Below are 26742 nucleotides of genomic sequence, written 5' to 3'. Positions count from 1 at the left end.
TGAGATTGGCGCTATTAGCAATCTGCGCGGTAGTTGTCGCTTCGACGCTTCCGGCTGGCGCACAACAATTCTCTCCAAGGGGCTACGCTCCGAAGTTCTACACTCCGTGGGACCGTGTTATTCCTGCTGCGGACCTAAAGTGCGTTGACCAATACGACAGGTGCTCTCCCACTGACCAAACGCTCAAATGTTGCGCCGGTCTCACGTGCAAGTTTGATCGGACTGCTTCGACATACTCCTGCGAAGAAAATATAAAGAGGCCGCGGCGGTGATCATGCCAGCCGGTGCTTACTTACAAGAAACCAGTAGCGTTTTGAACACGTCGTAGCGGCTCTCGACGTTCACTGGTGTTCCGCGGCAAAGTGGCGCCACGAAAAACCCCGTGCAGCGATGCCGAAGCAAATCCTGTTTTGTCGTGACCATGGTTGCTCTAACCCGGCAGGAACTCTTGCCCTTACATTTCTTTTCAACCATCGAGTAAAAACCATCAATCGCAGGGCTAGAAGTGGGACAATAGATGCCCGCATCCCATATTTCGTCCATAATAATCACACCTCTGGCCAGAGACGGCGAAATACAAACGAGCATGGCAAGTACGACTGAAATATAGACTTTAAACATCATGGTCTCCCTTGGTCGCAAATTTGGTCTGGTAGGCAATTGCTTTGTGCTTGCCAGGGCCAGTAAGCGCTGGGCGGTAGGATCGGGCGACCCATGTCGGTCGCCGCTTCGATCCAACAAACAATGGCGTCCTGCACGTTGGCGAGCGCTTCCTGTGGCGGTGCGCCATCGGAGGTGCAGCCAGGAAGGTCGGGAGCGACCGCGCCGAAGCCGGCGCCGTCCTCGGGATCGAGCGGCCAGATCACGACGGGATATTGTGACGGCTCGGTCATTTGAGTTCCCTGACGTGTCGATGAACCGGACAACTTGCCTAATACATATATCGAATTTATCGGGCGTTTGAAGCAGCTCAGCGAGGATCGCGTCTCAGTCCTCAGCGATGCTGGCGCTAGTCTTCAAGCAGCACGCGCATCCTGTCGAGGTGCCGCGCCGTCATCGGCAGGCCTGCCGCCTTGATGCTTTCGATATAAGTTGCAGATAGCCCTGCATGCAAAAAGTACGAGTCCCAAAATTCCGCCCGCGCGGTAGTCTCCGGCCACATTGCGGGAGTTTGCGTATATGCGTGAACGGATGCCCTCGATCGTTCCGCGCCCACCTGAAGATTATTACATCGTCCTCAAGGGAAGGAGGTGCGGATCATCCGCTAAACGTGGCGGCTGTTTGCCCGAACTGCCATCAGCGTGTCACTCACGGCCGGGACGCAAAGGAGCATAATGCCGTTATTGAGCAGAACGTAAAGGCTACGGAAGCTAAGCTTGAAACCACGTTATGAGACAGCCTCGCTATAGCCGGATCGCACTTCTTGACGCATAGCGGCTCGGTAGGACGCCAGCGCGATCTGTAATCCGCTCGACTATCACCGAAATACTGACTAACGCGAAATTGTCCATGACCCAAAACGCGCACTGAAAGGCTCTTCTAAAGCTTCACCAATTTGGCTTTTCAGCAGGCCGCGCGATCAGCCGTCAGAATAGATGTTCTGCCAAGCGCGATCCCTATGGTGATCATAAGTTCAACGCGCGGGCGTCGTCGCACGCAGCGCGCCAGCTACGGCCTGTCCTATTTCACTAGCAAAGTGGACATTCTGTGCCGCGCCAGAAGGTGCGCTGACAAGTTTCTTTTTCCCCTTTTCAGGTACTACGGCAATGTCGGCCGGTCCGAGCGTTAGAAGGAGTTCATGCGTGCGTGTTCGGCCCGCGGACGCGAAAGTCCCTCCGGATGCGCCAGCGGTAAAGGTCACGAACTTCCACGTCGGCGTTATTGAGGCTGAAGTTACTATTGTAAATTTGACGTCATACGAGAGAACCTCCAGTTTTTTGAACGATCCCTTAAGCTCTGGTGAGGACGGAATGGCGTTCTGCTGGATAAGCGCGCCCTTAAGCCATGCCTCAATGCCAAGCTTTCCTGATATCAAAGGCGTAGAACCGCGCCTATCGAGAGCCACAAGGTGGCCGCTCTCATCAAATTCCATACAGGATGTATCTGGCGATCCCAAATTTTGCTTCAGCTGAATCGCGCTGAAGTACGAATAGTACTTGTCTATGCGAGATGCATCGGAGGAAATTGTGGCGCCTCCCCCAAGTGTGAATAGGTCTGTTCCTCCCAAACTTCTGTTCCACGTAGCACCCGGACTGATTGATCCGGATTCGTCGACTTGCAGGGTAAGTGTAATCTGCGCGCCCCAGTCATTTGGGATTGCTTCACCTCCAGGGTTGGCGGTCGCGGCTTGGCCTTTCTGGTTGTAGACAGCCGTCCGCAGTTCGCAGTAGATGCTTTGCTTTATCCGCTGAACCAAACTAGGATCACTGACGTCGGCGGGCTCCCAAGCTTCATGAAGTTGCGGGACGTAGGTGCCACAAGCAGACAGGGTGGTCGCTAAAACCAATGGCAACAGTAGCGTTGTTGGTCGCCCATTCATTTTTCTGCCCCAGGCGCGGGCGCTTTCATCTTCTCTTGAAACGAACGCCGCGGAGTAAAGTCGCAACTCGTTCGAGTAAACGGCTCCACAAAACCTTTCCGGAAACAGTTGCAGACACAATCGGGCGGTGCTCCGCCTACGGCGCAATTCCCTCCGTTGACCCGGCACCAACTGCAGAACTGACCAGACCGGCAAGCGTCTTGAGCCCAAATCGCAGAGCTAGAAACCACCGTTAGTACGACCGCGAGCACGATCTTTATGAACCCCATCCGCGCCCCCTTTTTGGTTAAGATACACGCATCGATTGTGTTCTCAAGGGATAATTATCGATTGCTTGAAAGTCCGATGGTGTGGGATCGGGACCCCTTTCGAAATGAGCGCGCAGAGTGATTCCCCAGGCCCACGAAAGGGCGTTGTGGTTCGTGACCCTTAATAAATCTAATGCCGAAAGGAGGTGCGGCTCCGAATTGCCTGCATCGACGACGCAAAAGTTGGGACCCGCGAACTGTATCGTCGGAAGGCGCGGCGAGGAGTTCTGCCGATAGCTCGGTTCTCGGTTCGGTATGGGAGATCAGGGGCGGCTTAACGGCTAGTGATCGGCTTCGTTTTAGACGTCGCAAATGACACTAAACTTCGCGCCCAACGCGCCGCAGGTTCTCTCAGCGCTTGCGAGCAGCACATTCAGCTGATCCATGCGCAATCGCTGCGCAGCTGCGCCCGAAGAAGAGTTCAGGTGGCGGGCCGCGGAAACGTGAGGCTGCAACACGATTACCCGCGTCTCATAATTGCTGCCAACGCCATCGAGCTGTCGAACAAAGTCGCGCTTGTTGATGCCCTTCTTATCTCGCCAAAAGTAGTTGGATGCGCGAACGGACGAAGCTAGGCCTTCAGCCAACCTTTTTTGATCGAGCCAAAGTAGGTTCTTGACCGCCTGGCCTGTCACAACCTCGTACGCCGAGACGGAAATGCCGCGGCGGGCAGCCGTGCTGTTCGCACCTTTGACATGGATCAGTGATAGAACGTTTGGTTTGGCGCGATTATCCAGGTGGATGAAATCGGCCTTCTCCATCGACCCGTCATCGCAGGCCAGCCATCCACCAAAGTTCCGTTGGACCCAGCAGAACAGGCTATCTTCTTTGCCGATTCGGTCGAGGCTGGATGGCTTCTCCTTCGAGATATCAAAGTGTGAAAAATCGCGCCCCTCAAACCCATGAAACGGCACGCGGCGATTCCGTAACGTGAATACGTGTCCTGCGGAAATGCTGTGCCCTGAATCATATCGAACGTTTACCCGCTCGCCAGCCACGATATGGTGCGCAATCGCGTCGAGAAGCTCTGGCTGATCAGTCTTGATCGACTTGACCGCAAATCTCACCTTGCCAGCTGGATCCAGCTTAACTTCGACACTGAGCGTGCCAAGCGATTGACCGTTGCGCTTAGCTTCCATCGAAAAAGAGGGAGAAGATGGTTGGCCTTGATCAATGACTAAATTGGTTTCGTAAACGAAGGCTGAAGATGCCGAGCTCTCAGACTCATCATCTTCACGCTCGGGCGAAAGTTCGTCCGGCACCAGACTGACATCAAATGCGGAATGCACCTCCTTCGGATCGATGGTCGTGAGTGGCGAGGCCAAATAGCGAAACGGCGTGTCAAGAGGGTTTTTAGCGGTTCTCAGTTGAACAAGAACTGACGCGGTGACACTGACGAAGTCATCGAAGCTCGCTGTTTTCCTAGTCCACACTCGCGAACTACCAGGCGATACGCCAATAATCGCGTTCAATTTTGCGTTTCGCGAGCGCGCCGCAGACCAAAAGAAACTTTGATCATCAAAGGGGTCGAGCGCATAATCGAGGTCAAGGCCTGAGAGGATCTTCGTGTCCGCCTTCAAGGCGTTGCGCCGATGGGTGCCCGACAGCCACATTGTTCGAGCTTCACCGTCTTGGAGGAAGGCGGCGCTCATGATGCCTCGGGGGACCGCAAAGAGCCAGGATAGTGGCAGGTCTTTATGTACGTCAGCGATTAGATTGAGTCGTACAGAGCCGCGAAGACGCGCATCAGAAAAGTGAAGCGCAACAAGTCCGTTTAGTGCTATCGCGACGGCAAGGTGATTTTCTACGTCGACAATCCGTGCATCCGATGTCCATCCAGGCGAAGTATGCCGCTTGTATCGAAATGAGCTGACAGCCGCCCCACTCCTAGGATCAACCATTGAGGACGCTTCAACAATATCGCGTACGATCTTTTCGGACACAGCTGATGCGAGCAATGCCTTGACGCCATCTATAGCGGCTTTTGCCAGAGCCGCTTCCTTGAAGGCCGGCTTTGGTCGTCCCAGCGTCAACGAGACGAACGGCGTCAGGGCCTCATAAAAGTCATTCCCTTTCATCGATGTCCCTCATTAACGAAGCCGGCCTCGAATCGCCTTGGGTACGCCCTGGGGCCGGGGCTACAGAGTATAACGAAATAACAGTTTAGGCTTTTAAGCCCATTGCCCGCGCTTGAAACTCCAGCGAACGGATTGAAAAGGACCTCGAAAATCGTTTTCGCGTGGCAACCGCAAGTAAGCCATCGTTATTGTTTGCGTTCGCCCCAACGCTCATTCGCAATTTCCTCAGGCTGAAAGCTAACTCTCCTCTCACTGCGGGGAGCTTCCGTCCGTACTGATTCAGGCGGTGTTACTGTGACGGAGTGGAGAGGTTTAATGATGCGCTTTGATCGGTTCGATCTCATGACGCTTAGCCCTCATTTATGAAATTAACTTAAGATTGTAGCATAGTATTCAAGCTTACCGAAGTGTGCTCCACAGGCCGAACGGATAACTCCTGCCGGGACGCTTGCATAGCCGAACTGCCAATGGCGGCTAAGGCCACGTGGTGCCTTTGGCGTCGCACTTCCGAGCATTCGTGACTTTCGCTGCGGAGATGCCGCGGTCTTCTTGTGAGGTATAATCGGGAATGAACGAGCCGACCGCTCAGGTCCGGTTGTGGCGCATACCCGGACATCCAATACCCTAGGACGCTGGTGGGCTTTCGCTGCTCCATCAAGAACCGCCCTAAGACCGTTTTGAGACACCGTAAACTTGATCTGAACGCTCGATTTTGCTCAAGAGTGATCGTAGGAACTGATTTGGGGGCAAGTCGTGTCGCTGTCCGCACTAACCGAAAGGTCCGCTGTACTCAGCGCCATCGCTGAATACGATGAACTTGGCCGTGAGGCATTTCTCGCACGTTACGGCTACGGCCCCACTCGAACCTACTATTTGGAGCACGAGGGAAGGGAGTATGACAGCAAAGCCATTGTAGGTGTCGCTGTCGGTAAGCAATTCCCAACAGAGGGGCCGCTCCGGTCTGATCAATTCAGTGGGGGCGACGCTACGGTGCGAACTAAGCTCGAGAGCTTGGGATTCAAAGTAAGAGGTCCCTCCGAGCCTCAACGCATTCAAATCCAATCTGGGGATGTCGAACTTCTGCGGTTGAGTCGTGATCGCGCCAGATACGCCGACCTGTCTTCAGAAGAGCGAGCTGCTTACGAGAGGGTACATGCTGCGTTGGGCCGACTGGGGCGCGCGGTCCAGGAGGAGCTAGGAAGTGCTGATTATGACGTACGTCTCACCTCCGGGTTTCACCTGAAGAGCGGTGTTCGAGGCGCGATTCCCAAGGACCTTTGGTTTGGCGTTTATCGTCGAGAGAACGCTGCGGAATTTTTAGGCAACCCTCAGCTATTCGCAATTGTGTCCGGCAAAGGCGTTGAACTAGGTTTCTACGTGTCAACGCATCCATCGGATTTCTCTGATGCGAAGCTTAAAGCTAGGCTTCGGGCAGCAGCACCTGCCATTTATCGGCAATTGCCGGATCCCGGCAGTGCAGCCGCGGTTGAATTCGAACGCTCGCTCGGCAACCGGTGGGATTTCCGGCGAAAGTCTCGGCTGGAACCGGGTCGACGTGAGTTCGACGATTTTTCAGCATGGCTCCGCTACTTCAAATCTCCTGCAGGCGCTCAGGAAGGTGGAGGGGGAGTAACACGGTGGTTCGTTGGCGAGGAGCTTGATGCAGCGGACCTCTCAGCTGTCGTGCGTGGCATGGCGCACACCTTCCGGCCGCTCATATCTTCGATACGAGCGGAGCCTGGTCGCCAGCCTATTCTGGAGCGCGATGAGTCAGCTACGGTGGGACGGTCCTTCGCATCACTATTCGGCGAGATGGGCCAAAAGCTCGACGTCGCTCGACAGCAGCCCTTTTCCCAGGTTCCAGATCTCTGGGATCTTATGGAGGAAATCCAAACTCGATTAGATAATTTGGCCAGTGTTGCGAAACGTCCGCACGTCACCACGCAGTGGAGTCTTGGGAAAGGCGTATGGGCTGCCGTACCGTGGATTGCCCTTCTAAATCGAGAGGTGACGACCAGTACCCAGTCGGGAATCTATGTTGCACTTCTCGTATCTGAAGACCTCTCCATCATCTATGCAACCCTCATGCAGGGTATGACCTCCCTTGCCAATGAGCTCGGTCGAAGCGCCGCCGTTCGGACGTTAAGCGAACGATCTGAAGGTTATCAGGCACAGATCGGCTGGGTGACAGAAAGTAGCCTCAAGCTCGGCAGCGATATCGATCTAAAGTCGGACAAGTGGAGGGTTCGACAGTACAAGGCCGGCACTATAGCGAACGCGCGTTTTGATGTACGCGAGTTTCCGTCTGACGAGCAGTTCGAACAAGTTCTGGAAGTGCTCTTGAAAGCGTATGATCAGATCGTCGGTACCCAGCTAGGATCTGCCGCGCAAGATCTCACGTCACCACCGGATCCGGCCCCGCTTCCCATTGAGGAGGAGATCTATTCAATCCACGACGCCATGTCAGGCCTGTTTATGTCGCAAGAAGAGGTTGAGAGGATCCTTGCGGTCTGGCGATCCAAGAAAAATATCATTCTCCAAGGAGCTCCCGGTGTCGGGAAGTCCTTCGTTGCCAAGCGACTCGCGTTTGCCCTGATGGGGCACAACGCTCCAAGCCGAATAGAAGCTGTGCAGTTTCACCAGGCCTATGCCTATGAGGATTTTGTCCAAGGCTATCGGCCCACTGCCACAGGGGGCTTTGACCTCAGAGATGGCGTCTTCCTGCGGTTTTGTCAGGCAGCAATCGCTGATCCGAGTCGCGATTACGTACTCATTATCGATGAGATTAATCGTGGCAACCTCTCGAAAATTTTTGGGGAGTTGATGCTCCTCATCGAACAGGACAAGCGGGATTTGGGGTGGGCAACTCGGCTGACTTATGCCCGGTCCGATGACAAGAAATTTTATGTGCCAGATAACCTCTTCATTATCGGTATGATGAACACGGCGGACCGATCCCTTTCCATGGTTGACTATGCCCTCCGTCGCCGATTCGCGTTTGTAACCCTCGAGCCGCAGTTCTCATCTCCGCGATTCAGAGAACATTTGTCAGCTATGGAAATTCCGGAGGCCGTTTTAGATCGTATCACGTCGCGGATGATTGAGTTGAATGAAGCGATTGCTAGTGACACCATCAATCTTGGGCCAGGATTTCAAATTGGACATAGCTTCTTTGTACCCTACGACGAGAGCTCATACTCCCACGATTGGTACGAACGCATCATTGAAACTGAGATACGACCTCTTCTCGAAGAGTACTGGTTTGATGAACCGAAGAAAGCGGCCGATTGGCGAGAACGTCTGCTCAAGGCTGACCCGTGACAATCCCCATTCGTAATATCTACTACCTTTTTTGCTACGCTTGGGAACGATTTCCGGAGGGTGGATCTACAGAAGCCGGGGTCGATGATTGCCCGGATCTTCCGAATCTTTTTGCTCGGGTATTGATCAATGGAGCTCGTCGCCTCCTCCGGAGAGGCCTAGACAGAGGTTATATCAGCTTCGAGGAAGAACTCAGATCGCCTCGCGGACGCCTCCTCATTGATCGGACAATCAAAGAGCAAACGCTTCAAAGGGGCGCAATCTCCTGCCAGGTCGATGAACTTCGTCAGGATGTTCTACACAACCAGATCATCAAGTCGACAGCTGTCGTACTGGCCAACCATCATCTGATCAAACCTTCACTTGCGCACGAGCTGCGTTTGATTTGCGGGAGAATGGGAGGGGTGTCAGTGCTTAGACTGAGGCCTGGCCTTTTCCGTAGCGTCCAACTTTCGCGCAACAACGCTCAATATTCTGCGCTCATGAGACTTTGCGAGTTCGTTTGCCGCGCGATGCTGCCGGACGAGGTTGGTTCCGGCAGTCGATTTTCCGATATCTTGCGTGATGAGGAGCGGATGTCGCGCGTATTTGAGGATTTCCTGAGGAACTTCTACTTCTATGAACAGAGCGCCTTCACGGTCCGCCGCGAGGACATGCGATGGCGGCTCGACTCCGGCCCAGGCGGCGATCCGACCCTCGTGCCGATTATGCGCACCGACATAGTATTGCGATCTCCGCGCAGTACTGTGGTCATGGACGCGAAGTTCTACGCTGATCCGTTCCCGCGGTCGTCTGGGACACCGAAGATCCGATCTACTCATCTATATCAGCTCTTCGCCTACATGAAGCATGCGTCAGATAGAGCCCCGGGGCTGCCTGTTCGGGGTGCTCTCGTATATGCCTCGCCAGGTGATGGATGTTTGCACAGGTATCGCATGGACGGACACGAGATAGCTGTTGCCGCAATCGACTTAAGAAGGCCTTGGACACAGGTTCAATCTGCGCTGATCGGTTTGCTTGAGGGTTTGGGCACCAAAATGCCTCCACATCACGACGGGCTTGAGCAAGCTTCGAACTAAAATGGATGCTTATGCCCTTAAGCGGGCGGAGTGGCTGATATCCAGAAGTCCGTGGCTGGCAGATTCTGTTGCGAAAGTCAGTTGAGACAGACCGCGAAGCGTAATTCCGTCGTGTTGACGCGATTCTCGGCGAGGTCGATCCATGATGGGCCCCGTGAAGAGTGACCAAGGTCAACTGTTCTACAGGTTTCATAGCGATTGATCTGTCGTGAGGTGCCGGTGAACCGAATGATTGAGGCTAAACCTGCCACTCGCCGTGTGAGTTCTTGAGTCCGAGCTTGATCCTGCGCAGGTTAGGCTGTTAGGCTCCAAGGGTAGTGGTGTCAGCCTTCAGGTGTGACGCGGAAAACACTGCTCGCGGGGTACTTTCCGCCTTGGAGCACGCCTAAGGACCGCCAGGTCCGCCTAACGCAACCGCGCAACAGCAAGGCTTGCCCGGACGGTCCGGCTCGAGCCTAAGACGGAGACGAGCCCGAGCGCCATCAGCAGCACGCCAAGCCAAGTTGTCGTCCAGCTCCGCCCGTCATCAACTTCCTCGGCGGTGGGATAGGCGACCGGCACGGCAGACACGGAGGCGGCGGCGTCTCTAGTCGCCGGTGTAGCCGCCAGAAGTGTCTCCACGTCGACTTGACGTCTCGTGCGGTGGTCAGGCGTGATCCGATCGATCTCTAGCTTTTCGATTGGTGCCGGTGGCACGAAGGCTGCAGCCCCCGTAGCTAGCACCGGAGCAGCATCAACCACCTTGAGCTCGGGCGCGGTTCGCATCGGTAGAGATGTTTCCGCCGGCGCGGAGCGCAGCAGCTCCGCACGCGCATCCACCACGGCCTTGCGCTTGCGTTGCGTGCTCTCTGTCTCACCGGGAGCGGCGACAGGAGGCTTCGCCCTGCGATATCGAACCTGCTTTTTCACCGCGATGTCCTCAGAGGTTTGGAACCAGCATTTGCGGTGGCCATCCAGACGATATACCCAGCGCAGGCCGGCGGTGGGCGTGCCCGGCAGCGGAAAGCACTCTTCTTTCGCGGCAGCGGGCGCTGTGGCTTGCTGGGGCGCGGAATTGAAACTGAAAAAGTTCGCCAAAGCATTCGAATACGCAGGCGATGGCGAGAGACCTGCGAAAAGTACAAAAGCCGGGAAGCAAAATCGCAAATGACCGGACATGGGAAACTCCGGTGTTGCGCCCCGCACGACCGTTGGCCGCGACCTGGGTCACAATGCGGCTCAAATCTGGCGACGGCGTGGATTCATTTGGACCTGGAAAGCCAGATCTGAGTCCCAGAGCCGCTCATGCAAGAGTCATGTTACGGCCCGCATCGGGATAACGGGGGTCCCCCGATGCAGTGCTGCAGCTCGTTCTGTACGTTATATATATATATATATATATATATATATATATATATATATATATATTCGCGCATGACAGAGCGGCTACAGCGCAAGCCACACGCCTTTCGCTGCACCATGAACATCGAGAGCGCGTCACCAGCTTACGCCGATGGAGTGCGCCGCGCCCGCTGCGCTGATGCAAGCGCGCCGCAGCTCGGACTTTGTAACCAAGGAACAGAATTGGCGCATGACACTTGATGTTGGCGGCGACAGCATTCCGCGGACCCTGCGTGAGATGGTAATTATCGGCGCTCCGAATTCTTGGCCAATCACCGCTTGAGCGTGCGGTAGAGCGGCAGTCAGCACTCAGTTTAGTTCTGGGAAAAACGATGTTCCATCCGTGGATAATGTTGGGTGTCGAGGCCAACCGGGTGATCGGCTTGCGGTTGATGAAATTGATGCGCGGCGATAGAGGCGCCCGACGCGAAGCCAGGTTGATGGTTGCCGAAAAGTTAGAGGCTGCCTTTAAGGCTAACGTGCGCATGTTGGAAGGTGCGTCGTCGGACGAAATAATTCGCATGTATCGAAGGCGCGTCGCGGCAAATGCCAAGCGGCTCAGCAAGCTCAACTCCGGCCGGCCTGCCCTCAGGCGTCGCCGACGCAAGTAGTCTTCGAGATTGAGTCTCACACGCCCTGACGACGGTGAAGATCCGCGGCCCGCACCTTCATCTAATTGTGGGGCGGGGCGCAACCACATCTGAGTTTGGCTGTGTTATCACTCTGCACCGCAGCGCTCCTCGCCGTATTACCGACGCACCTGGGTCTTTCGATGAAGATTGAGTTCGGATAGTGAGAAACTGCTTCCTCCGATCTAGCTTTAGTATCCGAGGAGTAAATGGAAAAACTGCTCGCTCCCCGACAGCTCCCCCTTACTGCGCTTTTCGCGCAGAATTGCTCAAAACACACGACGCTTTGCCCGGGAGTTTAACCCTGCGGAGGTTGAGGTCCTGAGGGACGCTATGAAGGAATGCGAAGCGATGAAGGTCCGCACGCGCTCTTCCACGAATTGGATGCAGCTCCCCTACCTGCCTGTTCTCAGCCCATATCTTTACCGCCATACATGCCGCTGCCTTCGTGAACAGGTGGGCGGTGGTATGGTGATCTGACCAGCAAGCGCCATCGCGTTCAACGAATTGCGGCACGACATCAACGAGATTGCATCGCTGCATTGGCCGGCGGAATCGCGTCAAGATAGTCGCAATGAACGGAAATTGGTGACTTGTTTCCGTCAAGCAGGACGCGGGCGCAATTAACCTAGATGCTGCGCCCGACAACAGTGCCTGTCTTGTCAGCATGCCGCGGGCAGCGTGATGCGCCGAGGGCGCTCATTTGAACACGATCGCCAATCGAAAAATGGGACTTCATGGGTCAGTCCAGAATGCAATAGATCGAGCGATAGAGCGCGATCCATGGGGCGGCTTCCAGAAAATCGCTTGGTCGGCTCAGTCCAACAATGCCAACCTGTTTGTCTAAAGTTTTAGTTAAAGCGAGCCCCTCTGCGGGACATCAAAATGGCACGGTCGGTCGGATTCTATCCTTGAAAGCAAAAAGCACGCCCGGTGCGCGTCCGAGTGCTCTGTGCTTGCAAGCAACCGACACACAAGGCTGGCTCAAAATCTGGGGCGCGCCTCAGAGGTAAGCGGGCGGCGAAGGTCGAGATCCTCAACATATGTTAGCAGGAAGACTGTCAAGGCGCAGCGAGGGGATGAGTAAGCGCGCGGTGCTGCATGAAGCGAATCACCTTCAGCTCGACACGACTGTGCTCACACGCGGCCGCCGGGATATCGCCCCCAGATCACTAGTCTCGACCCGAGCGGGATGGCGGAGATGTCCCTGTCCAACAAGCCGACATTACCGGAGTTTACGCGGCTCAGCACCGTTCAGATCAGCGGTCCGGGGCCATCAAAGCGAACGAGCGGTCGGTCGGAAGTGACTCCCGCCGGCCGCAACGTTGTTACCATTGTCACGTGGGTGTAGCCACACTGGGCTAATTGATTGGTATCGCCGGCGTCAAATTTGGCCACCTGCAATACCACCGCTCTTCCTCGCGGTCTTCAAAGCGGAGACACCCAAATACATTCAGAATATAGGGGTCTTCGCCTTCCAGGCGGTCCGGATTTGGATTTGAGATTTTAATATACCCATAGTCCGCGCAAACCCGCACGGTGCCGGTGACCAATGTTGGTATCATGCCAGGCGGGCAAGTTATGGGAGGCAGTGTGATGAGATGTTCCAGGCCTGGAGGCGCAATCATGGCCTGAGCCGGCGGCGATTGCACAATTGTTACAAGAATGCCTTCTGGGATGGAGACACCTTTAGATGCCAAATACGCATGAACGTCCGAGCGCACAGCACTGCGGGTGTCGGCGTTTACCAAGCCGTTCTGAATTTCCAGTAGGACGTCCCTGGACAGCAATTCGGAAACTAAGTCGAAGCCTTCGCGAATAGCGTTGCTTCGCTTCTGCTCGCGTGTCTTCATAGCAGGCCTCCCTTTGTCGGAGCCCCATAAGAGAAATGATACCACAGATCGACCGCGAGTGGTGCTTCGCTGTTACCAATTCGGATGCGGCGCCAATGCCAATCGTTGTACCTTTGGCTGGATTGGCTCACCACCTAACGCAAACGAGTAGTTCCCAATCGCACCAGGTGTGAAAAGTGTCAGATAGCGTCCCTCCATCGCTAGGCCGATCAATGCTTAATACGCCGATCGGCGTCCGGACTCCACGCCGATTAGCGACCTGGGCACTGAACTCATCACTGTTCGTAGGGGCAGTTCTAAACACCCCGTCTTACCCGGCAAGGCGGCCGCCGCCGGATGCGTACGCATGATGTCAGGCCGTAGTCACTTATGGCCGGCCGCCTTTGTGTCAGGGTTGAAGGCCGAGCACTTCAATTAGTGATAGCCACTGTGCGTAATCTTTCTCATGCATCGCGCGCGCCTCAGTGCCGGATCGCCATGCCTGCTCAAATCCGAGATTTTGGAATTTTTGTCGGGACCGTTGGGATGCTTGCCGGAAAATCTCCGAGAGTCGGGCGGCTTCCTCTGATACTGTTTCGGGCGGAGCGAAGATGCCGACCCATCCTTCCGTCTCAATCCCACTGCCGGTTCGCGCAAGAATGCGAAGCGTGTCTTGAAATGGGAGAAAATCCGGAAAAGGAATAATCGCAAGCGCTACGTGCCCCCCAGCGACACTGAGGATCGCTGGCGCCGATCCTTGATACGGCACATGCACCATCGGCACTCCGTACTCGTTGAAAAGCTTTGTACCTATTAGGTGGGAAATGCTTCCAGCGCCTGCGGTCGCTACGGTGCGATACTTCTCTTCGCGCGACGCCTCGTTCATGTATTCAGAAAGATGTGCGGGAGAATCCTTTCTCGTGACAGCAACGTATGGGAAGGTCGCGAAAATTCCGATAGGGACGAGTCCGCTCTGAGGGGCTGTTTTGAGCGCCGACGTGGAGGACATGAGTAAGAGCGTCTGAGTCCCCTTTTGTCGCAGTACCCAATCCGCCGCTACTGCTCCTCCCGCACCAGGTCGATTTTCCACGATCGTTGAACTTCGCGTAATGTGTTCTACTGATTCAGCAAAGATTCTGGCCGCGGTTGAAGAAGTTCCGCCGGCGGCAAATCCCACGACCAACCTGATCTGGCCCACATCCGGCAGCGCGGGACTAGAGAGCGTCAGAACCGCAGCAAAAAACAGCGGCGTCAATCTCGGGACGCGATTATCGCAGAAGACTTTCAAACTGCCTCTCGCCATAAATGCGGCCGCGCCGATGCGGCCGATACCTGTGCTGTTTCTCCCAAAACCTTAGACATCCAGAAACAAAGCTATTCGAGTCGCCGTCCGATAATACTCTTAGATATCTGTAGGCTTACTCGAAAAGCTCCGCGTCCTGATGCAGCTTTGGCGCCGGAAGCCGCACAGCGCTTCGCTGCAATAGAATCGAACCTGCAGCACCAATCAGCTATCGCTGGGGTGCTTCGTGGTTTACCGTTTCGCAGGCCGCTTCGTTTTCCGCTTCTTCCCGAGCGCGCGGTCGACACGCTTTATGTCCGATTCAAACACTCGCTGCCGATCAGACAATATCTTTCTAAGGGCCCTCTTTTGGGGATCGGTCAACGTATCGAGGTCGATCTGTCTTAGAAAAAGATGGATTGCCATTGCTTCCTCCTCGGCCCTTTTACTCACAGGTAATTTCTTGATGACCTGCGCAGTCCGACTCGCGACTTACGCTCAACGTCCGATCAACTGGCCGACTGTCGTCTCGGGGTTTGCGGCTGCTTTGGTCAATATCATTTTGTAGTCCGCTATCCAATGCTTTTGGTTGTTGGCCTCCAACAAATCCGTCTTGTAGCTCCACGATCCTGTGATGCCCGACGGTGCCTCCTTGAGTGTCACTGTAAGCCAAGTGTGATCGATCGGGAGGCGCGGTTGCCCCTCCCGATGAATGTCTCCGAACGACCTGACCGCCACATCCGGCAGTTTGAATGGCCGACGAAATGCGTTCCGAAGGTCGAAAAACACTTGGGTGAGCGATGCTGCATCCAGAGCTTCTTCTTCTAGTCGGCCGGCAAGGATATCAAAAGGGAGTCTTTGCCTAGCGTAGGCATTCAAGACCGAGTCGCGCACACAAAGCAGCGCCTCTTCAAACGACATATCTGCATTGATTTTTGTACGGATCAGCGTTGTATTCGCCAGAGGGCCTATCACGCACTCCGTCCTCAATTGAGTGCGGTTCGCCATTGGCGTGGCGACGCAAATGTCATTGCGGCCACTTCGAGCCATCAGGAGCGCCTTGAAGCCGGCCAGTAGCGTCATGAACAGGGTCCCATCTTGCCTGCGGCTCAACGCGCTTAATCGTGCGACCAAGTCATTCGGCAGATCAACTGGTTCATGAGCAACGCGCCAGCTCAGCTGCGCGCCTCGACGGTCACCGTTGGGCGGAAAGATTGCTGAGGCTTGTCGCAAGCACTCCTTCCAATAGGCGAGTTCCCGGGCCGGCCCATCGGTAGTGCACCACCAACTCTGCCAGCGCGCGAAATCAGAAAATTGAAGTACTGCTTCTGACAACTGGGCTTGCTGACCGCCTACAAAAGCTGAATAGAGCTCCGAGACCTCATCAAGGAAGATTCCGATCGACCAACCGTCGACGATGATGTGGTGCAGGATCAGAAGCAAAATGTGGTCGTCGGCATCGAGCCGCAGGAGGCGCGTCCGGAACAACGGCGCACGCGTCAGATCGAATGGTGTCCAGGCTTCTTGCTCGGCTCGCAACTTGGCCTTCTTGAGCAGTAGCGCCTCGGCGTGATTGTTTTTTGTACCAGCGGCAAGGTCTTCGACGACGAGGAATGGACCGATCTCGGATGGCTGCGCCACGAGCGCGACGGGCCGTTCGTCCACCCAGGCAAATCGCGTGCGCAAGGAGTCGTGCCGGCGCACTACCTCGGTCAGGCTTCTCGCGAGTGCCGGGATGTCCAGCGCACCCTGGAGCCGATAGGCAAAGGGTAGGGTGAACTGAGGCAGTCCAGGGACTTCCCGTTCAATCCTCAGCAATTGCTCCTGCACGATCGATACCAGAGGGGGACCGCCTCGCTCAAATGGAGCGATCTCGAGTGACGTGTCGTTCGGCTGTGTCTCGCGGGCCTTCTCCACTTGCCGGGCCAACGCCTCCACCGTAGGTGCTTCGAAAAGCGCCTTTATCGGCAACGACACTCCAAGGGCATTTGCGACACGGGACAATACCTGGCCCGCTAAGAGGGAGTGACCGCCTAAGTCGAAGAAGTTGTCGAAGACGCTAACTTGATCGATTCCGAGCAAAAGGGCCCATATGTCGGCCAGGATTTGCTCGACGGTGTTGCGCGGCGCCACGAACTCCGCGGCCGCCACCGTAAGCTGCCGGCTGATCGCCACTAGCGCTCGGCGATCGACCTTGCCGTGAGTCGTCAGTGGCATGCGCTCCAGGAAGACGAAGCCTGCAGGGATCATGTAGTGCGGAAGCTTCGTCTTGAGGAAATCACGGAGCTCATTGACCTCCGGCTGCCGGCCGGCCACAGCTACAATATGCGCAACCAGCCTCTCCTCGCCGGCGAGGTCATCCCGCAACAGCACGATGGCGGCTTGGATATCCGGGTGCCCCGAAAGAACATGCTCGATCTCCCCGAGCTCAATCCGGCATCCTCGGACTTTCACCTGGTGGTCTAAGCGGCCAAGAAACTCTAGTGTCCGATCTCCGCGCCAACGGGCCGCATCCCCGGTCCTGTACAAGCGGGCTGTCCGAGACTTTGAAAACGGGTCACGAATGAAGTGGCGCCGGGTCTGTTCCGGGTCACCGAGGTACCCACGGCCCACGCCGATACCGCCGACGAAGAGTTCCCCCGCGACCCCGATTGGCATCGGCTGCAGGTGGGCGTCCAGCACATACAAGCGTGTATTTGCTATAGGACGGCCGATCGGCACGGTCGCGAGCGATTTCGTTGGGGCCCAAAGGTGATGCGTGGCCACGTCGTCGGACACCTCTGTTGAACCATAGGCGTTAATCACGGGAACGTTTGGAAAGTGACGGAACCAATCTTGAAGGAGATCAGGTGCGAGGGACTCGCCGCAGCACATCAGCCAGCGAAGTCGGCTCAGCATGCGAAGGGCGGGCTCGTTTGGTGTCCGCTCGAGAATGCTGCGCAACAGCGCCGGCACAATCTGCAGCACCGTCACTCCCTCGCGCCCTATCTCCTGCGCAAGCAACACCGGGTCGCGCACGACTTCGTCGTCACAGATGTGGGCGCGCGCCCCCTATCATCAAAGGTGCGAGGAACTGCCAGACGGCGATCACAAAGCTCTGCGGCGCCGTCTGGGCGACCACGTCCGAGGCGGACAGCTGGAGGTCGAAAATCTGGGAACAGAGGTGGTTGAAAAGGCCCCGTTGCTCGACCATGGCGCCTTTCGGAACGCCCGTGGAGCCCGATGTGTAGATGACGTAGGCCAAGCTCGAAGGCCCCGGCGGGACCTGGCGGGCGGGTCGACGCGGCATGGTCTGAGCTAGTTGTTCGAGGCTCAGGATGCGCGGGCGCCGTTGGGCATGCATACCGGATAACGCCTCTTTGAGCGTCATGGCGATGTCTTCTCCCGCGAGAACAAGCGGTGCGCGGCTGTGCTGGACGATCTGTGCCAGCCGAGCCGCGGGAAACGCTGGATCCAAGGGAAGAAACGCCCCGCCGGCCTGGTGCACCGCGATCATCGCCGCCAGGAAGTCGACGTCTCGTTCGACGAGCAAAATGACGACGACGTCAGGCCCAACTTCTTCCAGGGCGAGCCGATCGGCGATCGCCGAGGCTCGACGGGCAACCTCCCGATAGCTGAGCCGAACCTGCGTGGTGGAGACCGCCGTGGCGCTTGGGGTGCGCTTGGCCTGCCGCGCGAACCGTTCGAAAAAAGTATGGAAGCGGCCGAACTCGGTCCGGGTCTGATTCCAATCGATCAGGATCCGCTTGCTTTCTCCCTCCGACAGCAGGGACAGCCGCGAGATTCGCTCCTCGGGATTCGCGACGATTGCCTCCAGCAGTGTCCGAAAATGCGCCGCCATTCGGGCGATAGTTGGAGCCTCAAAGAGGTCAGTGCTGTATTCAAGCCAACCAGCCAGACGCTCATCGGCATCAATCAACTCGAGCAACAAATCGAAACGGGCAGTGCCGGGGTCCACATCTACAAACTGCACGGAAAGTTCCGGGAGTTTTGGAACTCTGGGCGACGCGTTTTGTAGAATGAACATCACCTGAAACATAGTGTTTCGATCCGTATTGCGCGAAACTCGGAGGGCTTTCAGGATCTCCTCGATCGGGAGATCCTGGTTTCGGTAGGCGTCGAGTGTCACTTGGCGGACGCGCCGCAGAACCTCGCTAAAACTAGGATTGCCCGTTAGGTCAGTCCGCAAAACGATCGTATTCGCGAACATCCCCATCAGCCGTTCGAGCTGGATCTGGTTGCGGTTGGCGATCAATGACCCGACCGCGATATCTTCGTGCTGCGTATACCGGTACAGAAGGCACTGAAATGCCGCGAGCAGCGTCATGAACAGGGTGGCGCCGTGGGCGCGGCTCAGAGATTTGATACGACGCGACAATCTGATCGAGAGCTCCACTGGATGCCGGGTGCCCCGCCCGGTCCACATTCGTGGGCGCGACCGGTCTGTTCGCAGGGGTAGCTCGGTCAGCCCTTCGAGCTGCGCACGCCAGTAGCCCAGCTGCTCCTCGGCAGCCCGCGTCCGCAGCCACGCTCGCTGCCACTCAGCGAAATGCCGGTACTGGATGGGAAGCTCAGGCAGTTTTGCGGAAGCCCCATTCAGGGCAGCCGCATAGAACGCCTCAAGCTCTTCCCAGAACAGCCGCTGCGACCATCCATCCGTGACGAGGTGATGAATCTTGATCGCCAACGCATGGTCATCCTCGTCCAATTGCAGTAGCTGGGCTCGCAGCGGCAGCTCCTTTTCGATTTCGAAACGGTGGCGCAGCAATTCCTGTGCCTGTCGTTGAATCGACACGGCTCTTCCGCTCTCGGCGCACGATCGGAGATCAAGGCGTTCGAGGCGCGGCCGAGCTGCTCTCACCGCTTGCATCGGTTCGCCCTGCCGTTCGAAGAAAACAGATCTCAGCACTTCGTGGCGCTCGCAGATCATCCCGATGCTCGCCTCCAAGGCGTCGAGATCGAGCGGCCCGGACAGACGGGCCACGTCGACGACGTGGTAGTTATATCCTGTCGGATCGAGCCCGCTCAGAACGTAAATTCTTTGCTGCTGGAATGACAGGCAGCCGCTACATGCGTCCGTCGGCGTATCATCCAAGCCAATAGATCCGGCAGCGGCTTCCCTTTCAAATGATTGAAGCAGATCGGCCAACGCCGTAACGGTCGGCGCATCGAAGATTTCCTTAAACGAAAGTTTGATGCCAAAGTTTGTCCGCAGACGCGACAGCATCTGCGTCACCGTGAGGGAATCCGCACCAAGCGCGAAGACGTCCTGGTCAACATCGATCTGATCGACCTCTAGGAGGTCCCCCCAGGTCTCGGCCAGTTGCCGCTCCAATTCCGAACGGGGCGGAGCCGCCTTCCCGCCGCGCTCCACTTGCGCTACTGGCGGAGTCATTGAAAGCGCGTCGGCGATTCCGCTTCGCTTGATCTTTCCGCCGGGGCCGCGCGGGATCTCCGGCACAATCCGGATCAGACCAGGCACCTTGAACCCAGCCAGGCGTTCGCGGGTGAAGGCTCGGAGTTTGTGTTCGCTGACCTTAGCGTCCGGACGCAGCACAACGGCGGCGGCGACGTCCGCGCCAAGTCGCCTATGAGGGATCGAGAAAGCGACGGCATCGACGACGTCCGGATGCCTAAGCAACGTCTCTTCGACCTCGGCGGGCGCGACCTCCTGCCCTCCGCGATTAATGACGTCTTTGATCCGGCCGACAATGAAAAGATATCCCTCCTGATCCAGGTATCCAATGTCGCCTGTTCGGAACCAGCCATCCCGAAAAGCCGATGCGGTTGCTGCGGCATTATTGTCGTACCCCCGCGTGATCGTAGGACCCCGCAGCACGATCTCTCCACGTTTGCCTGTTGGTACGCGTCGGCCGTTGACGTCCATGATCGCGACGTCGGGGCCGGCGGGCTTGCCGACGGAACCTGGCTTTCGTCGCCCCAAAGGGTTCGCGGCAATCTGCGTGGCTGCTTCCGTCATGCCGTAGGTGTCGATCACGGGAACACCAAATAGATCCTCCAACCCGCTGAGGACGGCGAGTGGCAGAGACGAAGAGGCCGAGCGGATGAGACGTAGGGAAGACCGCTGGGTCCTGACGTTGTGGCTACCTGCCGCTGATAGCACCGCTCGATGGATTGCCGGAACCGCCGTGTACCAGCTTGGTCGAAACTCCGTTAGCCAACTAAAAAAGGCCGCGGCATCGAAGGCGGGTGCACAGATGACACTCGATCCGGCCGCCAACGAGGCTAGAACTCCGGAGATTAGGCCGTGCCCATGAAACAGGGGCAGCACGCTCAGCAATCGGTCTCGAGGTCCAAGCGCCAAAGCAACGCCCACGTTATAGGCCGACAGGCAGACGCTCACGTGGGTCAGCGGGACCATCTTGGGCCGCGACGTAGTGCCCGACGTCACCAGAATAAACGCGTCATCGTCGCGGCGCGCCGGATCGAAGTCGCCGGCGCGCTGCGTCGCCGGGCCTGTAAGGCCGAGCCCGCCGGGCCCCTTGTCCATGCCCCGCGATAGATCGATGACCGGTATGCCGAGGGCATGTGCCACGCCTCGGCTCGCGGAGCCTATATCGCCACGCGTTAACAGAGCCGCTATTCGCAAATCGGCAAAGTAACGGTGCAATTCGTCGGCTGTGAAGGCGGGGTTAAGCGGCACACACACGGCACTGGCTGCGACCGCGATTATCGCCACCACGGTCTCCGGTCCGTCCGGCAATACCACCGCTACGCGGTCACTTCGACGCACGCCGAGGCTCCGCAATCCGCGAACCATTTCGTTCGTTCGGCCCCGGAGCGTGCCGTATGTTATGGGGGAGTAGCCGGGTGCCAGGATTGCCTTGCGGGCCGGCGCGATTCGCCCGTAATGCTCGAGAAGATCGGCGAGATGCAAAAAGACGCGGCTTCCGGTCTTTTCGCCTGCCGGTTCGTTCCGCAATTGCTTGATGACCTTCGACAAGCCCGCCCCCTTGGTTGTAACTCGTTACCATGCGTTGACCGCAGGCAAAGGAGTGTGGCGCTCGTTGGCACCCGTACTCAGACCAATCGCAGATTGTTGCCGACTAACTCAATTCAAATAGGTCCCAATGCTCGATCCACAGCACTCACTCGAGGCCAGCCAAACGAAAGCCCTCAATAAACTTTTGCCGATCTCTTTCGCGCCTGTACGGCAGCCATTCCTCTATCCACTTTAACGAGAGTTCGGGTTGAAGACCTTTCAGGATCTGAAGTGCCGCTCTCGCCTCGTCGATCTCGCCCGCCAAAGCGCAGTTCACGACGAGTTGCCGATAGCCAGTGACGATGCCCGGACTCTCTAGAATGGACTTCCGGGCGAACGCACTCGCTTCCTTATGCTTTCCCGCAAAGAAGTACGCGACAGCGCGCATAAGACTATTGATTCCATGGAACAGGCCACGCGGGCTGAGGCGCTCAGACGTGGCGATGTGTGCCAATGCTTCATCAATTTGTCCCAGATAGCATAGGGCCGTCGCAAGATAGGTGTGGGCGAGGGCGAAGTTCGGATTGAGCGAGAGTGCCTTTCTATACTCCTGGACAGCATCTTCGCTCCTTCGACTCTGCTGATGCACATAACCCAGCGCCAAATGTACCCATGGGTCATCGGTATCCAGAAGGAGACCCTTTTCTGCAGCATTCCGCGCCGCCGGAATTGCAATTTCTTCCGGCATCCATCCGTACAAAGCCTCTAATGCGGTGAAGTACGCGATTAGCGCGTGAGGCAGTGCATACGTGGCGTCAATTTGGATTGCCTTCTTCAGCAGCTCAAGGGCGGCCGCATAATCGCGCATTGATCGAGTGTTGACATAGGAGAGCGCCCGCATGGCGCACTCCCACGCATCCAGGCTTTCGGGAGATTTGCGCTTAGACCTTAGGTATTCGGCAACATAGAGTTGAGGTTCTATCGATGCGGCTATCCGCTCAGTGATCTCGTCCTGTAGCGCGAAGACATCGGCGAACTCCCGGTCATAGCGTTCAACCCACACATTATGGCCGGCACCTGCGTCGATAAGTTGCGCGGTGACGCGGACATGACTTTTCGCCCTTCGAACGCTGCCTTCGAGGACGTAGCGCACGCCAAGTTCGCGACTGATCTGCTTCACATCCACCGTCCGGCCTTTGTAGGCGAGGGTCGAATTGCGCGCGATCACAAACAACTGACGAATACGCGAAAGGGCCGTGGTAATCTCTTCGACCATGCCATCGGCAAAATAGTCCTGCTTCGAGTCGCCGCTTAGGTTCTGGAAAGGTAGAACCGCAATAGATGGCCTATCGGGGAGCGCCAGTGGCGGCGCCGACTTCGTTGCTCCTTCAATCTGCACGCGATAGACGTGCACCGGTCGTGCGATATTCTTGAGATTCTGCTCGCCCAGATCGGCAAACTCATTCGCGATTTTGCCGCGGACCCGATCGTAGGCGGAAGACGAGATGCAGATGCCGCCGGGTTCGGCAATGCTTTCCAGCCGTGCCGCTATGTTGACGTCATCCCCAAAAATGTCATGCGGCTCGACGATCACGTCGCCGATGTTAATGCCCACCCGAAAAACGAGGCGCCCGTCTTCTGCATCGCTGCTTGAAAGCTCGTGAATTTGGGTCTGGAACTGCGTCGCAGCTCGAACCGCCTCGACAGCGCTCGCAAACTCGGCCAGGAACCCGTCGCCAGTGTTCTTGACAATGCGGCCGCCGTGTTCCGCGATTGCCGGCATGATAGCGCCCGCGAGGAGCGCGGTGAAACGCGCGTGGGTTGCCTCTTCGTCATCGTGCATGAGCCGCGAGTAGCCGGCCACGTCTGCGGCCAATATCGCCGATAATCTGCGTTCGACCCTGTTTGGCTGGTCTGGCACCATCGCGTGCAAACCCTTCGTGCTATACTTTGTACGATAAATGCGGCTACTGTGCCACCAGTACTCGGACACTCTGCAAAGGGGTCGAGGTGAAAGGTGAAGTGGTGGATAATATTCGTCAAGCTCAAAAAGTTTGACCGAAGCTGCGGCGCTTGGAGCGTCGCAAACAAAGGTGCGCGCGACCCAGCACACCAAGACGTTCGCCGGGACAAACCTACAGTGTTATTGTATCGTCGGCGCCGGGCCAACCTCATGACCTTACCGCGCTGTGTGCCGGTCGGTCGCAGTAGATCCCACGGTGATCTCAGAGAGGGCACTTCCCTCCGGGCTAAGGTGGATCGCCACGCTCTCGTTCTGTCGTGTGTACAATGGAGCTCCAAAAACCACGCCAGTCACTACTCTTCGGACGCCGAAACCTAATTCTCGTTCTTCGCGCCACCGAGCGATTTCGGGGGGTGCAATAATCGTTGGCCGTGTCTCCGCGTCGCGCAAGCAGTCACGGCCAACTGACTTCCCGACAGTGCAGCGCCACATTCGGTTGACGTACAACCATCGCGGCCTTGTACCTCGGCACGGGCGCAAGGTCGGCGATCGTCCAATCGGACCAGACAGCACCTCCGACTTGCGTCAATCGTGGACGGTCCTGGCGACCGGTGCAAAAGGCGTCGAGGGGAAACGACAATCCCAAACCGAGTGCTTCAGGAGAGCCTTCTTGCGCGTCCAAGTCAGGTCCCCGGCACGTGCCGCCAGCATCGGTCGGGCGTAGGTATCGGCGACGATTGCGATGGCGTCCGGCGCGGTCATCACATAACGTCCGAGCAAAAGACGCAAAGCCGCGTGACTGCGTTATGTAGCATTGCCTTTGACGCTCGAAGTAGAAGCCTGCCGCACGCTTTCTCTCGTCTTTCGAGAGGATCGCGACCGCGAGACTTTCACCATCGGAAGGCCGCCAGTGAAACGAACCAGCAATCGACACGATCTGCCGTAAGTTGGAGGGGACCGTTCCATCCGTCCGTCGCCGCTGGCCAAGTTTGGACGGTTCTCATTTGATCCTCAGCAGAGCGAGTTGGCGAAATGGTAGCACCAATGATCTATCCTTGATTCTGAAGGTTCTTTGGACTGTGAATCATCCCGAAGCTTGAAGAGACAATCAAACGTTGGTGGCAGCGGACGCTCAATAAACGACGTTCGTCGCAGTCTCCGCACCATTAGAGAATGTTAAGTCGGCGGCCTGGCTGTTCGGGATGGACGTTTGTTATGGGGCACATCTCGGACTCTAGGCGACCTGGTCCAACGTCGCCGTTGGGCCTAGTTGCTGACTCTCGCGGTGCAAGATGTCTCTCAATTCATGCCTTCCACCAGACCTGCAACTGAGGTAGCCTGATCTTGAGCTGCCGAGCGGGACGTGCCGAAGTCCCTTTTATCTTAGCCGCAGCGCTCATGCCGTCGGCAGGCGCGCATCGAAATCAAACCGACGTCTGTGTTTGCGGGCTCCCGTGCGGCTCCGCAGGGGCTCCGCATGCCAGCAGCTTGTGGAGGTCCGCCATGCAAGTTCCCCGCCGTCAGTTCCTGCATCTGGCAGCGGCCGCTGCCACGCTTCCGACATTATCCCGATTCGCAAGCGCGCAGAGCTACCCGACGCGACCGGTGCACCTGCTCGAAGGCTTTGGCGCCGGCGGTGCACCTGACATCGTCGCGCGATTGATCGGTCAATCGCTGTCGGAGCGACTTGGACAGTCATTTGTCATCGAGAATCGCAGTGGCGCTACCGGCAACATCGCCACTGAGGCAGTCGTGCGGGCATCCCCGGACGGCTACGCGCTGCTGTTGGTTACCGCAGCAAATGCGATAAATGCGACCCTGCTCAAGCTCAACTTCGACTTCATCCGTGATATCGCGCCGATCGCAGGTATCGTGCGTGTGCCCTTGGTCATGGAGGTCCACCCGTCGATTCCCGCCAAGACGGTCGCGGAGTTCATCGCCTACGCGAAAGCCAATCCCGGCAAGGTCAATATGGCGTCAGCAGGGATCGGATCTCTGCCCCACATGGCCGGCGAAATGTTTAAAATCGTGGCCGGCGTCGATCTCTTTCACGTGCCTTATCGCGGCGCGCAGGTATTTCCCGCTCTTCTCACCGGCGAGGCGCAGGTCTATTTTGGCCCGCTCCTCTCATCGATCGAATACGTCAGGGCCGGCAGTTTCCGTGCCCTGGCAATAACGACGGTGGCGCGCTCGCCAATATTGCCGGACATTCCAGCTCTGGGCGAAACCTTGCCCGGTTACGAGGCAAGTGCATGGTACGGGATTGGCGGTCCGAAGCGCACGCCGGAGGAAGTCATCGAAAAACTGAACAAGGAAGTCAACGTCAGCATCGCCGATCCGAAACTCCAAGCCCGGCTTGCCAACCTCGGCGGCACGGCTCTTGGCGGGTCGCCTGCCGACTTCGCCAAACTGATCTCCGACGAGGTCAGAAAGTGGAGCAGGGTGATTTTGGCGGCTAACATGAAGCGGGAATGAGCAGCAGCTGCCGCGCTGCGCCGTGTAGAGGCTATTTTACGCACACACAGCATACCTGCCGGCGGGCGGAAATCAGTTCGCAAACTGATTGTCGGTTGTCTTCCCGTTTCCACATTTGGTGCTAAAAACGGAACAACTCCTAATGGCTCGACCGATTGCCCGACAGCGGAAAAGCAGTTCGTTGATCTCGATTGATCATCACTTCCTTAGCAAGACGGTAGCGTCACGCATGACATGCGCTGACCAAGACGTTGTTTCGGCAATCACTGGAACTGATCAGCACCACTCAGATAACGTTTTGCGCCTTATCATTAGCGCCGCGAGAACAGACGTGCGGAATCCGAATCGCCCGTTGTGATAGGTGCCAAGACTTGGACGGTAGGTCCGGAGCCCTATCAAATGATGTCGTGTTCGATCAACGACGAGTTCGTCCTTTCCCTCATTGAGCATGAGATCGCCCAGTTGGGCCTGCTCGTGCCGACAAGAAGTGGCGTCGCATCTTTCGGTTTGTTATGGGACTGGTCCTCCGCCGGCCAACCGCGATGGCTAGTTGAATTGCGCGCGGCAGAACGCTCTTCGTGGCGTGGGAACGAACCAGTTTGTGCGCGAGGTCTCCCATAGCTTTTCTGTCCGCTCCCCTCGCGCTCCCCCATACAAACTCAAATGGTAATTCGGACGTCGATTCAACATCTATCTGCGCTCGCCCAGACCTTGAGAAGGTTGAGGTCTTCAGGCGCGCAAGTGTTTACTCCTCACTCGTGAATGATTTTGGGCGGTAGACGCTTAAAAAGCAAACCAGCGTTTATGTTTGACGGACCCGTATGATTTCGCATGCCGGTGCTTATCGCTGGTACGCGTGGCTACCGGCCGCGTTTGCCGAATTCAACGTCAGCTTTTGAGTGTAAAACTGACA

The 26742-nt window shown here is 56.9% G+C and carries 15 protein-coding genes; 5 read left to right on the top strand and 10 right to left on the bottom strand.

Annotated features, from left to right (window positions below; translation table 11 throughout):
• Nucleotides 1–288: 288 nt before the first annotated feature.
• Nucleotides 289–621, bottom strand: coding sequence for a hypothetical protein (locus tag V1290_RS13915; RefSeq protein WP_334364939.1), 333 nt, complete (start codon nucleotides 619–621; stop codon nucleotides 289–291).
• Nucleotides 621–893, bottom strand: coding sequence for a type II toxin-antitoxin system HicB family antitoxin (locus V1290_RS13910; protein WP_334364938.1), 273 nt, complete (start codon nucleotides 891–893; stop codon nucleotides 621–623). The genes V1290_RS13915 and V1290_RS13910 overlap by 1 nt, the downstream gene beginning before the upstream one ends.
• 215 nt (nucleotides 894–1108) lie before the next feature.
• On the opposite strand from V1290_RS13910, the gene V1290_RS36520 reads away from it, so the two are divergent.
• Nucleotides 1109–1393 (top strand): HNH endonuclease, encoded by a 285-nt coding sequence (locus tag V1290_RS36520; protein WP_442894987.1) that lies wholly within the window; start codon nucleotides 1109–1111, stop codon nucleotides 1391–1393.
• A gap of 240 nt (nucleotides 1394–1633) precedes the next feature.
• On the opposite strand, the gene V1290_RS13905 is transcribed toward V1290_RS36520, so the two are convergent.
• Together V1290_RS13905 and V1290_RS13900 are read right to left on the bottom strand one after the other, a co-directional pair.
• Nucleotides 1634–2659 carry a hypothetical protein gene (locus tag V1290_RS13905; RefSeq protein WP_334364937.1) on the bottom strand — a complete coding sequence of 342 codons (1026 nt, stop codon included), beginning with the start codon at nucleotides 2657–2659 and terminating at the stop codon, nucleotides 1634–1636.
• Nucleotides 2660–3146: 487 nt separating this feature from the next.
• Nucleotides 3147–4925: a hypothetical protein gene (locus tag V1290_RS13900; RefSeq protein WP_334364936.1), complete on the bottom strand. Its 1779-nt coding sequence runs from the start codon at nucleotides 4923–4925 to the stop codon at nucleotides 3147–3149.
• Between the two features lie 753 nt (nucleotides 4926–5678).
• On the opposite strand from V1290_RS13900, the gene V1290_RS13895 reads away from it, so the two are divergent.
• Together V1290_RS13895 and V1290_RS13890 are read left to right on the top strand one after the other, a co-directional pair.
• A complete protein-coding gene (locus V1290_RS13895; protein WP_334364935.1) occupies nucleotides 5679–8246 on the top strand; it encodes an MrcB family domain-containing protein in 2568 nt (855 codons plus the stop codon).
• The gene (locus tag V1290_RS13890; protein ID WP_334364934.1) at nucleotides 8243–9325 is read left to right on the top strand and encodes a 5-methylcytosine restriction system specificity protein McrC; all 1083 of its coding nucleotides are present in this window, start codon (nucleotides 8243–8245) and stop codon (nucleotides 9323–9325) included. The genes V1290_RS13895 and V1290_RS13890 overlap by 4 nt, the downstream gene beginning before the upstream one ends.
• Before the next feature lie 405 nt (nucleotides 9326–9730).
• Here the strand turns inward: V1290_RS13890 and V1290_RS13885 are convergent, their stop codons facing one another.
• The gene (locus V1290_RS13885; RefSeq protein WP_334364933.1) at nucleotides 9731–10483 is read right to left on the bottom strand and encodes a hypothetical protein; all 753 of its coding nucleotides are present in this window, start codon (nucleotides 10481–10483) and stop codon (nucleotides 9731–9733) included.
• A gap of 554 nt (nucleotides 10484–11037) precedes the next feature.
• Here V1290_RS13885 and V1290_RS13880 point away from each other — a divergent pair.
• Complete coding sequence (locus V1290_RS13880; RefSeq protein ID WP_334364932.1) at nucleotides 11038–11316, top strand: hypothetical protein; 279 nt, start codon at nucleotides 11038–11040, stop codon at nucleotides 11314–11316.
• Between the two features lie 1379 nt (nucleotides 11317–12695).
• On the opposite strand, the gene V1290_RS13875 is transcribed toward V1290_RS13880, so the two are convergent.
• The 5 genes from V1290_RS13875 to V1290_RS13855 all read right to left on the bottom strand — a co-directional run bounded on the left by V1290_RS13875 (nucleotide 12696) and on the right by V1290_RS13855 (nucleotide 23315).
• Nucleotides 12696–13187, bottom strand: coding sequence for a hypothetical protein (locus V1290_RS13875; RefSeq protein ID WP_334364931.1), 492 nt, complete (start codon nucleotides 13185–13187; stop codon nucleotides 12696–12698).
• A 388-nt stretch (nucleotides 13188–13575) separates the two neighbouring features.
• On the bottom strand, nucleotides 13576–14454 hold the full coding sequence (locus V1290_RS13870) for a Bug family tripartite tricarboxylate transporter substrate binding protein (protein WP_334364930.1): 879 nt from the start codon (nucleotides 14452–14454) through the stop codon (nucleotides 13576–13578).
• Between the two features lie 492 nt (nucleotides 14455–14946).
• Nucleotides 14947–17466: a condensation domain-containing protein gene (locus V1290_RS13865; protein WP_334364929.1), complete on the bottom strand. Its 2520-nt coding sequence runs from the start codon at nucleotides 17464–17466 to the stop codon at nucleotides 14947–14949.
• A 10-nt stretch (nucleotides 17467–17476) separates the two neighbouring features.
• Nucleotides 17477–21412: an AMP-binding protein gene (locus tag V1290_RS13860; RefSeq protein WP_334364928.1), complete on the bottom strand. Its 3936-nt coding sequence runs from the start codon at nucleotides 21410–21412 to the stop codon at nucleotides 17477–17479.
• 145 nt (nucleotides 21413–21557) lie between these two features.
• A complete protein-coding gene (locus tag V1290_RS13855) occupies nucleotides 21558–23315 on the bottom strand; it encodes an adenylate/guanylate cyclase domain-containing protein (protein WP_334364927.1) in 1758 nt (585 codons plus the stop codon).
• Between the two features lie 1542 nt (nucleotides 23316–24857).
• On the opposite strand from V1290_RS13855, the gene V1290_RS13850 reads away from it, so the two are divergent.
• Nucleotides 24858–25829: a Bug family tripartite tricarboxylate transporter substrate binding protein gene (locus V1290_RS13850; RefSeq protein ID WP_442895059.1), complete on the top strand. Its 972-nt coding sequence runs from the start codon at nucleotides 24858–24860 to the stop codon at nucleotides 25827–25829.
• The last annotated feature ends 913 nt before the right edge of the window (nucleotides 25830–26742 follow it).

The organism is Bradyrhizobium sp. AZCC 1578 (assembly GCF_036924675.1).
Lineage (GTDB): Bacteria > Pseudomonadota > Alphaproteobacteria > Rhizobiales > Xanthobacteraceae > Bradyrhizobium.
Note: the sequence above shows the minus strand (reverse complement) of the source record. Positions and strands in the feature narration are given on the sequence as shown.

Coding starts and splice junctions, on each gene's coding strand:
- V1290_RS13915 (WP_334364939.1), bottom strand. CDS start 621: ATGTTTAAAGTCTATATTTCAGTCGTACTTGCCATGCTCGTTTGTATT.
- V1290_RS13910 (WP_334364938.1), bottom strand. CDS start 893: ATGACCGAGCCGTCACAATATCCCGTCGTGATCTGGCCGCTCGATCCC.
- V1290_RS36520 (WP_442894987.1), top strand. CDS start 1,109: ATGCAAAAAGTACGAGTCCCAAAATTCCGCCCGCGCGGTAGTCTCCGG.
- V1290_RS13900 (WP_334364936.1), bottom strand. CDS start 4,925: ATGAAAGGGAATGACTTTTATGAGGCCCTGACGCCGTTCGTCTCGTTG.
- V1290_RS13885 (WP_334364933.1), bottom strand. CDS start 10,483: ATGTCCGGTCATTTGCGATTTTGCTTCCCGGCTTTTGTACTTTTCGCA.
- V1290_RS13880 (WP_334364932.1), top strand. CDS start 11,038: ATGTTCCATCCGTGGATAATGTTGGGTGTCGAGGCCAACCGGGTGATC.
- V1290_RS13875 (WP_334364931.1), bottom strand. CDS start 13,187: ATGAAGACACGCGAGCAGAAGCGAAGCAACGCTATTCGCGAAGGCTTC.
- V1290_RS13855 (WP_334364927.1), bottom strand. CDS start 23,315: ATGGTGCCAGACCAGCCAAACAGGGTCGAACGCAGATTATCGGCGATA.
- V1290_RS13850 (WP_442895059.1), top strand. CDS start 24,858: ATGCAAGTTCCCCGCCGTCAGTTCCTGCATCTGGCAGCGGCCGCTGCC.